8 protein-coding genes are annotated in these 14724 nt (G+C 42.3%); 3 read left to right on the top strand and 5 right to left on the bottom strand.

What is annotated here, in order from left to right; genetic code table 11:
- Positions 1 to 58: 58 nt before the first annotated feature.
- From DSM106972_RS45150 to rpsT, 4 genes are all read right to left on the bottom strand, one after another.
- Positions 59 to 1936 (bottom strand): DNA-directed RNA polymerase subunit gamma, encoded by a 1878-nt coding sequence (locus tag DSM106972_RS45150; protein WP_127086834.1) that lies wholly within the window; start codon positions 1934 to 1936, stop codon positions 59 to 61.
- A gap of 213 nt (positions 1937 to 2149) precedes the next feature.
- Positions 2150 to 5482 carry a DNA-directed RNA polymerase subunit beta gene (gene rpoB / locus DSM106972_RS45145; protein WP_073621393.1) on the bottom strand — a complete coding sequence of 1111 codons (3333 nt, stop codon included), beginning with the start codon at positions 5480 to 5482 and terminating at the stop codon, positions 2150 to 2152.
- A gap of 681 nt (positions 5483 to 6163) precedes the next feature.
- Positions 6164 to 6949 (bottom strand): TatD family hydrolase, encoded by a 786-nt coding sequence (locus DSM106972_RS45140; RefSeq protein ID WP_127086833.1) that lies wholly within the window; start codon positions 6947 to 6949, stop codon positions 6164 to 6166.
- Between the two features lie 80 nt (positions 6950 to 7029).
- On the bottom strand, positions 7030 to 7329 hold the full coding sequence (gene rpsT / locus DSM106972_RS45135) for a 30S ribosomal protein S20 (RefSeq protein WP_073621396.1): 300 nt from the start codon (positions 7327 to 7329) through the stop codon (positions 7030 to 7032).
- An 895-nt stretch (positions 7330 to 8224) separates the two neighbouring features.
- Between rpsT and DSM106972_RS45130 the strand changes: the two genes are divergently transcribed.
- Positions 8225 to 9100, top strand: coding sequence for a hypothetical protein (locus tag DSM106972_RS45130; protein ID WP_127086832.1), 876 nt, complete (start codon positions 8225 to 8227; stop codon positions 9098 to 9100).
- Positions 9101 to 9169: 69 nt separating this feature from the next.
- On the opposite strand, the gene DSM106972_RS45125 is transcribed toward DSM106972_RS45130, so the two are convergent.
- On the bottom strand, positions 9170 to 9955 hold the full coding sequence (locus tag DSM106972_RS45125) for a hypothetical protein (RefSeq protein ID WP_127086831.1): 786 nt from the start codon (positions 9953 to 9955) through the stop codon (positions 9170 to 9172).
- Between the two features lie 288 nt (positions 9956 to 10243).
- Here DSM106972_RS45125 and DSM106972_RS45120 point away from each other — a divergent pair, with 288 nt between their 5' ends.
- Positions 10244 to 12262, top strand: a complete 2019-nt coding sequence (locus tag DSM106972_RS45120) for a porin (protein WP_127086846.1) — start codon at positions 10244 to 10246, stop codon at positions 12260 to 12262.
- A complete protein-coding gene (locus DSM106972_RS45115; protein WP_127086830.1) occupies positions 12262 to 14616 on the top strand; it encodes a tetratricopeptide repeat protein in 2355 nt (784 codons plus the stop codon). The genes DSM106972_RS45120 and DSM106972_RS45115 overlap by 1 nt, the downstream gene beginning before the upstream one ends.
- Positions 14617 to 14724: the final 108 nt, after the last annotated feature.

Raw genomic sequence — 14724 nt, 5'->3', positions numbered from 1 at the left:
GCACTTGGTAGAGACGCGTTATCCGGAGGATTTCCCGAAGGGATTAATCGCGTCTCTACTAACTTGCTAGTGCTTCTTGAATTGCTTTATTGTAAATAACGCGACCTGGCGTAGTGCGTACATATTGAGAAAGTACATTTCCTTTATCATCTTCACGAACACGGCGGTATTTGTACATTTTTGTAACAGTTCCGTCTGAGTTCTTGTTTTCTTCGATAGGCACTGTATCTGCTTCGTCCGATTCTACTTCTCCATCGAATCTGACATATATATAAGCGTGGATATCGACTTGCGCTGACTCGAATGCCATGATTACGTCATCTAGTGAGGCAAAATATTTACCAGCACCTTTTGTTGCACCAGGATTTTCTGCAGTTAAGTAATATGCTCCCAAGACCATGTCTTGGCTAGGGGTAATAATTGGTCTACCTGTAGCAGGTGACAAAATGTTATTTGAAGCTAGCATTAACAAGCGTGCTTCTGCCTGCGATTCTAAAGAAAGTGGGACGTGTACCGCCATTTGGTCACCGTCGAAGTCAGCGTTAAATGCTGGACATACGAGGGGGTGTAATTGAATTGCCCGACCTTCTACTAATATTGGTTCAAAGGCTTGAATACCTAAACGGTGTAACGTTGGCGCCCGGTTTAGCATTACTGGGTGTCCTTCGATTACTTCTTCAAGAACATCCCAAACTTGCGGGTCGTTACGTGAAATTAGTTTTTTGGCTGCTTTGATGTTATTAACCATACCGCTGCGAATTAAGCGGTTAATAACAAACGGTTGGAACAATTCAATTGCCATTTCTCGTGGCAACCCACATTGGTGAATGTGTAATTTTGGTCCAACTACGATTACCGAACGACCTGAGTAGTCAACCCGTTTACCAAGTAAGTTTTGACGGAATCGTCCTTGTTTTCCTTCGATAATGTCAGATAATGACTTTAATGGACGATTATTGGCGCCGACTACGGTGCGTCCACGACGACCGTTATCGATGAGCGCGTCTACTGCTTCTTGTAACATCCGTTTTTCGTTACGGACGATGATTTCTGGCGCCAGAATTTCTTGTAAACGTGCTAGTCGGTTATTACGGTTAATTACGCGACGGTACAAATCGTTTAAGTCGCTGGTGGCAAATCGTCCACCATCGAGTTGCACCATTGGACGTAAATCTGGTGGAATTACGGGAATAACCGTCATTACCATCCACTCAGGTTTGCTTCCAGTCGCGATAAAGTTATCAATAACCCGCAGACGCTTAATTAACTTGGCACGTTTTTGACCTTTGGCTGTGTTAATTTCTTCGCGAAGGTTTTCTGCTTCTTGTTCTAAGTTAATATCGGCAAGCAATCTTAATAAAGCTTCGGCGCCAATACCTACTTCAACACCAACAAGTTGAGAATCTTCGGCGTAGATTTGGTCTTCAATTTCTAACCACTGGTCTTCACTAAGAAGTTGCTTGTAGGTTAGCGTTTCCGCATTACCTTGATTTAATACAACGTAAGAGTTGAAATATACTATTTGTTCTACATCCCGCAACGGCATATCAAGCAGGATGGATATATAAGAAGGAATACCTTTTAAATACCAAACGTGAGCTACTGGTGCAGCCAACTTGATATATCCCATGCGATGGCGCCGGACTCGCGACTCAGTAACTTCCACACCGCAGCGTTCGCAAACTATACCACGGTGACGGACGCGCTTGTATTTACCACAGTGACATTCCCAATCCTTTGCTGGACCAAAGATGCGCTCGCAAAAAAGCCCATCCATCTCTGGTTTCAAAGTACGATAATTAATCGTTTCCGGTTTGGTAACTTCTCCGACTACCTGACCGTTGGGTAACGTTCTTTCACCCCATACGCGAATTCGTTCGGGTGAAGCCAAGCCGATTTTAACGTAATCGAACTGATTGTTTTGACCTGGTCTCATTTTTATCTCTTAGGACGGAATTAAACTTAACAAGTTGTTTAAATACACAGCTATTCACCGTGATGTGAGGAGTATTCAATTTTTAAGTGCGCTCGTACTGAGTGCTGCGTGCTGAGTGGAGTTAGGAGTTATGAGTTAAAACTTCTTTCTACTTATCACTCATCACTTATCACTCATCACTCAGTACTCATTACGAGCGCACGAGCGCACTCATTACTCTTCTTCGTCTGCGTCGCGAGAAGATAGAGACTCATAGGTGGGTCGTGGTGGTGTACGACGATTACCAACATCTGCCATCAAATCGACTTCAACGTCGAGTGAGCTTCCATCGGTTTGGGTTTCCACTTTGTGAACCGCAATATCTAAGCCAAGTGATTGCAACTCGCGCATTAGTACCTTGAATGATTCAGGCGTACCAGGTCGAGGAATAGCTTTGCCTTTGACTATCGCGTTCAAAGCTTCGTTACGTCCTTGCATGTCGTCAGATTTGACGGTTAGCAATTCTTGTAAGGTATACGCGGCGCCGAATGCTTCGAGTGCCCATACTTCCATTTCTCCGAAACGCTGTCCACCTTGTTGTGCTTTACCACCCAAGGGTTGTTGCGTAACAAGTGAGTAGGGGCCTGTTGAGCGGGCGTGGATTTTATCGTCTACTAAGTGTACGAGCTTGAGCATATAGGCAACACCCACTGTTATTGGACGGTCAAATGGTTCGCCTGTACGTCCGTCGTAAACCATGATTTTTCCTGGTTCATCCGGGTTATATACCCAATCTTTTCCTGTTTCGTCACGCGCTTCTTGTAATTTGCCGTGGACGATGGCTCGCGAAGATTCTTCTCCGTACATTTCATCGAATGGGGTAATTTTGAAGCGTACTCCTAAGTTGTGCCCTGCCCAACCTAGTAAACACTCAAATACCTGTCCTACGTTCATCCGCGAAGGTACACCTAAAGGATTTAGCACGATATCAACTGTGCTGCCATCTGCCAAGTAGGGCATATCTTCTAGAGGACATATCTTGGAAATAATTCCTTTATTTCCGTGGCGCCCTGCCATTTTATCGCCAACTTGGATTTTACGTTTTTGTGCTACATACACACGTACTACCATGTTAGCACCTGGAGGCAATTCATCGCCTTGTTCGCGAGTAAATAGGCGGACATCAACGACCCGTCCTTTTTCACCGTTTGGTACACGCAGCGAGTTATCACGAACATCACGAGCTTTTTCACCAAATATTGCTCGTAATAATTTTTCTTCGGGTGGTTGGTCAGATTCACCTTTGGGTGTTACCTTACCTACGAGAATATCTCCAGATTCTACCCAGGCGCCGATACGAATGATGCCTTGTTCATCGAGTTGACGTAATGCGTCTTCCCCAACGTTGGGAATTTCTCGCGTAATTTCTTCGGGACCTAGTTTGGTTTGGCGTGCCTCAATTTCATATTTTTCAATGTGGATTGAGGTGTATATGTCGTCTTGTACTAATCGTTCGCTAATTAAAATCGCGTCTTCGTAGTTGTAACCTTCCCAAGGCATGTACGCGACGACAATATTTTGTCCGAGTGCTAATTCTCCACCTTCGGTAGAAGAACCATCAGCGAGTACTTGCCCAGCTACTACTTTTTCACCCATCCGCACCAAGGGTTTCTGATTCAAACAGGTATCTTGGTTTGAGCGCTGGTATTTGGAAAGGTAATATTTTATTTCTCTCGTATCTGATGCTTTTGTGGAAATTTCGCCGTCAGCATTCTTGATTCTTGGACGAACACGAATCTCCGTAGCATCTACGTATGATACATCACCATCTGTACGTGATACTATTACCATCCCAGAGTCACGGGCGCCTTGTGCTTCTAAACCTGTACCGACTAATGGGCGTTCTGGTTTTAACAGTGGCACCGCTTGACGTTGCATGTTGGAACCCATCAGCGCTCGGTTCGCGTCATCATGCTCCAAGAATGGAATCATACTTGTAGCAACTGAGACTATCTGTACGGGTGATACAGCTACACAGTCTACTTGTTCTGGGGTTGTGGTCGAAAATTCCTGACGGTAACGGATAGGAACTTGTCCTTTTAAATAACCGTTTTCGTCGGTCATCGCGTCACCTGCTGCTACCCGCAAATCATCTTCTTCGTCTGCGGTCATGTAAACAACGGGCAAGTCTAACCGAACTTTGGCGTTTTCAACTTGACGGTAAGGTGTTTCTAAAAAGCCATATTGATTGACGCGCGCGTGGGTTGCGAGTGAACCTATCAAACCCGCGTTTGGACCTTCTGGTGTTTCAATCGGGCAAATTCGTCCGTAGTGTGAGGGGTGAATATCACGAACCGCAAACCCTGCACGCTCACGAGTTAAACCACCAGGACCAAGTGCAGAAAGGCGCCGTTTGTGGGTTAATTCTGCTAAAGGATTAGTTTGGTCCATGAATTGCGACAACTGCGAAGAACCAAAGAATTCTTTGATGGCAGCAACCAATGGTTTTGGGTTAACTAACGAAGCAGGAGTTAATACTTCTGCATCAGAGACTGTCATCCGTTCGCGAATTATCCGCTCTAAACGGTTGAGTCCAACTCGAACCTGGTTTTGTAATAATTCTCCTACGCTTCGGACTCGACGATTACCTAAATGGTCAATGTCGTCAGTGTTACCAATATCAAATTCAAGGTTGATCAGGTAATCGACTGCTGCTAATATGTCGGTAGGAGTCAAAACGCGCGTTGGTTCGGGAACCGAAAGACGCAGTTTTTTATTGAGCTTATATCTACCTACTCTTCCTAAGTCATAGCGTTTAGGATCGAAGAACCGCGAGTCGAGCAGTTGTTGTCCTCCCAATACCGTTGGAGGTTCACCTGGTCTGAGCTTACGGTACAGTTCCATTAACGCTTCTTCTTCGGAAAACTGTCCTTCTTTTTCAATTGTTTTTTGAAAATACTCAGGGTGACGTAAAGCATCGAAAATTTCGTTGTCTGATAAGCCAAGCGCTTTCAAAAGCACTTGAGCGCTCAATTTACGAGTTTTATCGATACGTACCCATACCAAATCGTTACGGTCAGTTTCAAATTTCAGCCAAGCTCCTCGGTTTGGTATCAACGAAGCTGAATAAGTACGGCGCCCGTTTTTATCGATTTCTGATTTATAGTAAACGCCAGGAGAACGAACAATTTGATTGACGATAACCCGTTCAGCACCATTGATAATAAACGTGCCTCGGTCTGTCATCAAAGGCAAATCACCAATAAATACGTCTTGCTCTTTGATTTCCCCCGTTTCTTTATTAATTAAGCGAGTTGGCACGTACATCTGTACAGCGTAAGTACTATCGCGTCTCTTCGCTTCCTCAACGCTGTACTTGGGTTCCTTCATTTTGTAGTTTTGACCCAAGAAGTGTAGCTCGAGCTTACCCGTATAATCAGTGATGGGACTAAAGGAATTTAGTTCTTCTATTAACCCTTCTTCCAAAAACCAGCGAAAACTAGAACGCTGAATAGCAATTAAGTCGGGTAATAGAAAGGCGGGTTCCATTATTGAGTCGTTAGTCATGCCTCTACCTTTATCATCAATATGAGTAAACTGAAGAATTAATACAACAAAAGCGAACTGTATACCAGCATTTACAAGTTTGCCATGCTGCTAAAATAGCTCCACTAAATTTATGAAGCGGTTGTCTAATTTGTTCATGGTAATTTTAGCAAGGGTAATTACCCTCACTCTCTGGTATATTTGCCAAGAATTCGCTATTAGCGCAATTACTTTAAGATGAGAGCGCTGATTGTGTATTTTTACTTTGCTCACTTCCCCTCCAAAAGCGCGGTCTTAGTGATAGTAGGCACTATCGAACCAAGTTGGTAATGTTTAAATTGGCTGGATAGGCGCCGTGTCTGCTACAACTGTCTAAATATTTATGACTTGTAGGAAATAAGATTTTTATATAGTTAACTTATCGTACTGTGTAAAGTTGACAATTTTTAATCAAGACTCGGGATGACCTTGAGTAAGCAGATAATAGTCTATATAGACTACCAGTCCTTTGTGCTGGCGCGAAGGTGCTGCGGGTTTACGAGATTGTAAATATTTATGTAGACAGGCAGTATACAGGCTCGATTTGCCACACTTCCCATTATGACGCAAACCATCAGTTTTTGGAGGAAATAATTTTAGCACATTTTATCCCCCATCTTAATTACTTGTGAAGTCAGACTAATTATATAGTATAAATTGACTTTATAGTGCTAATCCAAAAAGTTGGCAAGCATTTTGGGTAGTCTGAGTCGCTATTGTTTCAAGTGGTTCACCTCGCAGTGTAGCAACTTGTTCAGCTACATAACGGACATATGATGGTTCATTGCGTCTTGTTCCACGTTTCGGATGTGGCGCCAAGAAGGGACAGTCTGTCTCAATTAAAAGTCTTTCTGGACTAACAATTTTACAGCTGGCTTGAATTTCTTTGGCATTTTTGAACGTGACGGTACCACTAAAGCTGATGTAAAACCCCAAGTCCATAAACCATTGAGTTTCTTCGGGTGTACCACCCCAGCAATGCATTACACCTCGTAGTCGCTCACCCTTAAGATTTTTCCAACGTTGAAGAACTTCTTTGAGTTGTGAAGCCGCATCACGACAGTGAATGATTACTGGTTTATTTAAATCAGTTGCGATTTCTAACTGCGCTTCAAATACGAGTAATTGTTGCTCGTAATTATCTGCCTTATAAAAATCTAGCCCCATTTCACCAATTGCCACAACTCTCGAATCTGACGACGCTAAAGAACTTATTACGGACTGGGTTTCCATCGTCCATTTAGAAGCATCAAGAGGATGCAAACCGACTGCAAAGCTCAGTTCAGGCACGCGCGCTGCAATGGCTTGAATACTGGAAAACTCTGATGGCTCGACGCATGAGTGGACTAAATGTACCACACCAGCTTCTTGCCATCGTGAGCGTACAGAAGCAAAATCTTCTTGAAAAACCTCAAAATTGAGGTGTACATGGGTATCAATCAGTTGCATTTTTAACGTTCATGAATTACCTGGCCCCTCAATTAGCTTCCGCGTCTTAACGGCGCCCCGAATATAAGGTTATGCGCTACTTAAGCGGTTGCTACTTGGGTTACGGACTTGAGACGCTTTGCGAGTCGAGACTTTTTCCGGGCGCCGTTATTTGAGTGAAGCACACCGCGTTTAACCGATTTATCGATTTTGCTATAAGCCTCAGACATGCGAGCCATTACTTCTGTTTTTGACTCTTCAGTCGGGCTTGCAGCATAAGCATCTAATGCCACGAAGTACTTTTTCATCAGGGTTTTAACCGCCGACTTATACGACTTATTACGCATCCGGTTGCGTTCTGCGATTTTGGCACGTTTGAGAGCTGACTTATTATTCGCCACTGGTAACTTCCAAAAAATTAATATCTATAAAATGTACACACACTACTAGATTTACTAATATAGCATTCTTCTTGACAATGTAAAGATTTCAAGAAAAAATTTTTCTCGACCAATACCTGCTTGACTTTCAAATATTACTATATAGCTATTTAGTTGATTTAACTATTTCAACAAAAATTAAATCTTCTATCTTTTTTTACGATTATAACTATTTAATATTTTCAGGACTTACGCAAAAATCTTAGAAACCAGGTTTCTGTACGTAGTCCTAATTTTTTTGCGCTTTGTCGTCAGTACAGAGCTAACGAATGGCAATACAAAAGCACTAATTAGCAGATATTTGTTAAAAGCCTTATTAATCAAAAATTAACAATAATGATAGTAACAATACGCAAGTTTAGCTTCTATTTAGTTCATAATTCTGGCAATTTGTGTAATTTTATCAAAATAAATATACTATTAATAGACCATGAAATTACTTATGTTTATATTGTTTGCTTTGTATTAATTTTGATTTAAAGTCATCAGAAATAATCGAGCTTGCAAGATTTTGAATATCGTTTAGCCAAATATATGTTTTAACTATAACTAATAAGCTCGGTTCAAATACAGTAATATTACATAAAAACCGCCAACAGTACAAGCACACAATTGATACATTGTCTATAAAGTAAAATTCATCAAAAATTTAATTAAGGTATACGTCTCTTCATCAGCAATATATTGAAAATCTTTGATATACAGACTAAATTGGATACTAAAGCAGTAATCGTATACACTTAGTGCGCGGTAAAAATTTGATATAGCCTGATATATTTTTTACAGGGTGATTGCTGTTACTGCGCTAGCGCAGATGTATATTAACTTTGACAAGTAACTGAAACATAAATAAGACATGAGCCTCTCAGCATTAGGAAAATTTATTTTACCACCAGTCATTGCCGCAGCAGGGGTGTTTTCTGCAATGAGCCTGCCTCTAGCTATGATGGGTGACAAGCCAGTTGGCATTAGATATGAAGAGGAACCTGTTTTTGATGGCAGAATCAGAGATATTGCTCCTCCATATGTAGTATTTGTAACGGCTTTAAGTTTTGGAGTTGGGATTGGGGTTGCAGCAATAGGTGGGTGGCGAACTTCTGCTCGTAAATCATCACTGTTTCAACATCAGTTGACTACCCTAGAAGACGATTTGCAACAGAAAGACAAACTACTCAAAGAATTGAAGCTTTCCGAGTCAAGGTTACAAGTATCTGGACTGGCTAGCTTTTTAGATGATGAAGTGCCTTTCGACCAACCTGCGCTTAAAGCTTTACCCGCAGTTGTGAATCAACCTGTTGTACAAGAGCCAGTTATTGCACAAACTTCAGCCCAAAAGTATCAGCAATACTCTCCAAGTTCCGTGCCAACTATGGCGCCAAAACCAATGGCAACTCCAAAAGTCGCAGCGAGGGTGATGCCTTCTCAACCTACAACTGTTACAAGCGTGGCATCATCGTTTGCGTCTGCGGCATCGGCTCAAGCTTTCTTAAATTACGATAAGCCAAATCAAGTTGCGGATAAAGCATCTGTAAATGATAGCCACATTCAACCCCTAACTTCTGAAGGAAGCTTTGAAGCGATACAGCAACAACTTCGAGAAATGATGGAGCAGATGCGAGCTATGCAGAACAGTATGCAGCAAATACCTCAAGGGGCAAGCGTTCAAACAACTCCAAATAAATTTCAAGTTTATTACGAGGCGCCAAATTCAAGCGAGACACGGTTTCAATAAATTCAATAGAAAGATTATTAAATTTGGGCGAGTTGGTAAACAACTTGCCCAATGTTTTTTAATTGTTGGTTAGCGTAAAAATTCTCTTGCTGAGAGAGGGGCATTAGTTTGCCTCGATTTGCCTATAGTCGGTGGAGTGAATGTAGAAGCAGTAGCTAATGGTTGAATAATATATCTATTTCCCCAACCATCATTAATATCTTCTGCGAGTTGCTGTGGTGGTACAGTTTTGAGTGCCGGTAATGGAATTTCTTGAGATAAGCTGGCTTGAACGTATCTTTCTCCTTGATTGGTAAAGCGCAATGACTTACCTTCAAGCAATTGAACTTGTGGTGCTGACTCGATTGATGTTTGATTTTCTTGGTTTTGAATTCTTGGAGCTTGACTTTGTGGGTCAAAGGTAGCTGTAAACGTTACATCGCTTTCTGGAGTTTGTTTTGAGAATTGTTGATTCTTCTGCCAAATTTCCTTGTAGCTGCCGTCTGGTGCGACTTGCCAAATATTTAAATTTGCTTCCCATTTGCCCTGTTTCACTTCCACTATCTTGCGGTCAAGGATGGAACGGTCGGCATCCAAATCTGCACCTACAGTTTGTGGTTCGCTAGAACTGAGGTAACGAACCGCAGTAATTGCAACTTGACTCGATTCAGGTAAGTTTGTTTCACCTGTAATTGTATATACACCGTTACCACCTGCTGCTTGTACGTTTTTTATTTCTAACTTAACTTCGTTTTGTGCTTTTTGTGTACATCCGTAGTTTGTAACAAGTAATACCAAAGAAGTTAGTGTTAGTAGAGCTTTGGTGGTGTATTTTCGGAAACGATAGCGATTTAGAGCTAAATAAGGATTGTACATAGAAAATTTACTTAGATAGTGCAATTTCATGGATGTATTGCCTTTATTTTGCCCGATTTTTGTCGAAAAAGTGGTATTAAATAAAAAGATTTATGTGTTCTTGATGTAATTGATTATCCTCGACAAAATATGTACACTGTCCTCGAATATACTCACATTATTTGCTAAAGTGGCGACATCTACCAACCACAAAATTTACAAATCATAAAAATAGGCGACATGTTGCCCACTGTATTTGATCGTCATAAATTTACTTCCACAAGACCGACATACAAGCTTTACCTGTTGATGTGCGCTGCTTCCACCTCTTTTCTCTGGGTGTTTGCGACGAGTCAACCCATTAAAGCTCAAGTCAATCCTCAATCTGCTGGGGACTTGTTGTCGGTACCAAAGTCACCTCCTACAAAGTCTCAGACGCCACAGTCTGTTCCACCACCACCTGGTGAGCAAACAAGTGCTGTATTGCCCAATAGCACAGGTTTTGCAAATGTCAATAATTTGGTGCTTTCAAATGAGGCAACTCAATCACTTGGTCAGTTAGAAAACTCGTTTATTCAGGAAAGTAAGAATACACGCCAAAGCGTTTCTCGACGTTCTAAGAATCCCACACCAGTTACGCCTTTGAAGACACAGCAGTTTTCAGCTATTGGTGGAGATAGTTCAGATTCAATAGGACTACAACAAAGTAGTTCATTGGTATCGCAAAATTTAGGGCAGTTCAATAGTCAATCGGGTAATACAAATACCCAAGAGTTTACAGCACCTGGAATGGCGCCTGGGACGGGACCGACATTTAATCAATTATTAAATTCGCAGCCCAGTAACGGTGCAGTTGCTCCTTTACCTCCACTGGTTGGTGAAAGTCAATCATCACAGTTCGGCACAAACTTAGTTACTAACACAACTCCAACTTTTAACCAGCTATTAAATAGTTCGACCACATCTAGAGCGAACCAGGCTAATTTAACTGGCACAGCACCAACTTTCAATCAATTACTTAATGGTCAAAAAGTTGTAAATCAATCTTTTGTTAATAGCAACGCTCCTCTAACATTCGAGCAAATTCTTAATGCTCAACCAGGTGTTGGACAGGCGCCGACTCAAAGCGCACCACTCTCATACGAGCAAATTCTTAATGCTCCTGTTGGTGACCCGAACCAATCTATGGCTACATCGGTTGCCCCCACATTTAACCAGATTTTGAATTCGCAAGGTGGAACTTTTCCAACACAAAGTGAGGCAATAAGACAAGAGCGACTGCAAAGTCAGGCTCGACCAGAAAGAACAACACGACCATCAACAGAAGCGGGGCCTTTACTAAACAGTACTGCGTTGACGGAACCTACGTTGAGAGTAGAAGGTGTATACGTTACCCAAAAAGAAACATCGGCACGGGCACGAGTCGCAGGAATTTATCCACTGACTCCAAATGTTTTATTTGGCGCAACGCTTGACTTGGTTAGTAATGGTAGTACTTTTACTGACTCGCGTAACGAAGGTTTGAACATTAACGAATTATATTTTGCTACTTCGCTTTCGGGTTTACCTAATTTGCGCTTTGTTGTTGGTCAGTTAGATTTAACTTCGTACTTTGACCGTAATAGCTTTGCTAAAGATGGCGCCAGTCAGTTTTTCAATCCAGTGTTTCAAACTAACCCAGCTTTAGCAGCAACAGGTATTGCTTCGCGTCCTAGTTTACTTGTAAACTGGAGCGTTACAGATAATATAGATGCAAAAGCTGCTGTATTTTCTTCTTCCAATAGCCTAAGTAATTTTACTTTAGATGGGTTTGCTGGAGAAGTCGGTGTTCGGTATGGTAACGCGATTATTCGTGGTACTTATGCTACCGACCGAGATGGAGGCAACCGTGACTCTTTCCCAGAAATATTCAGCATTGCTAGAGGTTCGGGGCAGTTTGGAATACTTCGTGATGACCGTGAAGAAGCATACGGTTTAAACGCCGAAGTTTTTATTCCCAATCTTAAATTGGGATTATTCGGTCGCTACGGTCGCTACGAAAACCGCGATGCCAATAGGAGTGCAGATACTTACGTTTTGGGCGCCAGTTTGTTAGATTTATTTACCCCAGATGACCGACTGGGAATAGCTTACGGGCAAGCTCTAACAAGTGACTCACTTCGCCGTGGAGACCGTCCTGACGTACTAGAAATGTACTACGATTTTCCATTTTTATCTAATTTAAGACTTGGCTTTACGGTGCAGGGACGCGATAGTTTCGAGGAAACTGTCCTTGGTGTCAGGGTGAAATCTGATTTTGATATAACCCCAAGGGGGAGAGGACGGTAATGAGTATTGAGCAAAAAGGTAAAAGTTCCTTTTGGGTACAAGCGGCAATTAAAACCCTTTCCTTTTTTCCTTTGTACTTATTCGTTTTTAGTATTGTTGCCGCATCACCTATAGGTCTGATTGCTCCTGCTGTTGCTCAAAGGGGCAGTTCAGCAGAGCAACGAGGGTTTAACCTTCTCAAAAAAGGTTGGGTGAATGATGCGATTAAAGCTTTTCAACAAGCTTTAAAAAGCAATCCACAATCGTTACAAGCCAAGCTGGGACTAGCTATTGGTTATAAACGAGCAGGTAAAATTGATGATGCGTGGAATGCTTATCAACGAGTATTAGCACAAGACCCAAATAACCAATTGGCCTTAAAAACAATTGGATTATTTGGTACTTATAAACCACAGTGGCAACAAGGAGGTATTCAAGCACTTTCTAGAGTATTACAGCAAAATGCGAATGACTTAGAAGCGCGTAATTTACGGGCTATTCTTTACTTTTATCAAGGTAGACAGGCTGAAGCAGTTGCTGACTTTGAAATTGTGCTGGCAAACAATCCAGCACCAGAAACGATAATAAACGCAGCACAAGCATACACTTACAACGGCGCCTCTGCTAAAGCTGTGGAATTATTTAACCGTTATCGCAGCACAGGTAAACCAATTGTTGGTGATGCAGCTGTTGCCTACGGAAAAGCGCTGCGTGAAAGTGGTAACGCTGCTGCTGCTGTCCAGGTTTTAGAAGCACAACTACAGCGTTCTTCTGGTCTTGACCGAACAGGAATTGAAACGCGCAAAGAATTGGCTGTTGCGTACCTTGCGAACCAACAACCAAACCAAGCTGTGGCAACACTACAACCGTTGCAAGGTAGACCTGATGCGGTATTGCCCTTAGCTCGCGCGCTTAATGATATTCGCAGACGCTCGAATAATCCGGCTATTTCACAGCAAGTTGCAACGCTTTACCGTCAAGCTCTGTCTGCAACTCCGAACCCATCAACATCACTTGTACGTGAAGTTGCGGATGTATTTAGTGGTTTGCCCAATGGTGAGCAAGTAGCAGTTCAACTTTATCGTCAGTTAGTCTCACAGCAACCAAATGATAGAAGTTTGTTAGTGCGGCAACTCGCGTTAGAAAATAAGCTTGGCTTTATTTCTCGTGATGATTTACGACAACGCTTAAGTTCAGCACTGCAACCACTACCTTCTGACTCTGTACAGCAACAACAATTAGCTGTTGCCTTAGCAGAAATTAGCACACCAGATTCAGAGTTTTTACCTGTATATCAAAGTTTGGCGGCTAGTCGTAGTGATGTGCCAATGTTATATTTCCGAATTGCACAAATGTACTTGCAACTCGGTGATACAGCAGGCGCCAGACAAGCTTTAGCTTCTTATACAGCGACTCCCGCAGGCACTAGAGATTTAGCACACCAGCTATTAGCAGCAGAAATCGAGCGTCGCGAAGGTAGTTTAGATGCAAGTCTGAGACGTTACCAAGCTTTACTGAAGAGTAAACCTGACCGTACCGACATTTACGATGCTGGATTACGAGGATTTGCTGGAATTTTGCGGCAGCAAAAACGTTTCGACGAAGCGTTGGTTGTATATGACGAATTAATAAGTCGTAATCCGCAAAGCCAAGAAATGCTGTTAGGACGAGCAGCTATAGCTTATCAAGCTCGTCGCATATCTGAAGCTGAAGCTAAAGGCGTTTTAGAAAATTGGTTATCAACACAGCCAGCAACGAATACACCACCTGAGTTATATAGCTTGGTGGAAATATTACCGCTTTATCCTGAACGCGAAGCGCTTTATAACTACTTAGCTGAAATAGACCCTAATAATATTGCCATGCAATTGCGGGTAATTGAAGCTATTTCTGACCGCAGTCCAGCACAAGCACGCGCTCGTGTCAGACAGTTAATAGCAAGATTGCCTCAAAATGCCAGTACTTTTGAATTACAAGCCCAGCTAGCAAGAGCAGCAGGTGACTTGAATCAAGCAGGCAAAATTTATGAAAGTGTATTAGCGCAACAGCCAGATAATCTTGCTGCTCTATCAGCACTGGGTGGTATTCGATTTGAGCAACAGCGATTTGCGACAGCAGAAGGTATTTACTCAAAAATCATAGAAGAAAAGCCCGAAGATTTAGATGCACGTCGTGCTGCTGCCGATTTGACAGCAATTTTAGACAAACCGTTGAGCGCGCTCGCGCAAATGGAAAATTTACAGGTCGAGAAAATGCGTCAAGGTTCTCCCGACCCTGAGTTGTCACAACGAATGCAGCAAGTCCAAGAGGAATTCTTACAACGTCGTGGATTTCAGCCACCTTGGGAAGATTATTTGAGACGGGGAGGCAAATAGTAATTAATAGTGGCGCCAAAACTTGAACACGACTTACGCAAAAATCCTAGAAACCTGGTTTTTTGGTCGATAATTTGTAATAAAAACGACGATTTTGGGTAGAAACCA

It is taken from the genome of Dulcicalothrix desertica PCC 7102, from assembly GCF_003991905.1.
In the GTDB taxonomy this organism is placed as follows: Bacteria; Cyanobacteriota; Cyanobacteriia; order Cyanobacteriales; family Nostocaceae; genus Dulcicalothrix; species Dulcicalothrix desertica.
This window is presented reverse-complemented; position numbering and strand designations above follow the sequence as displayed.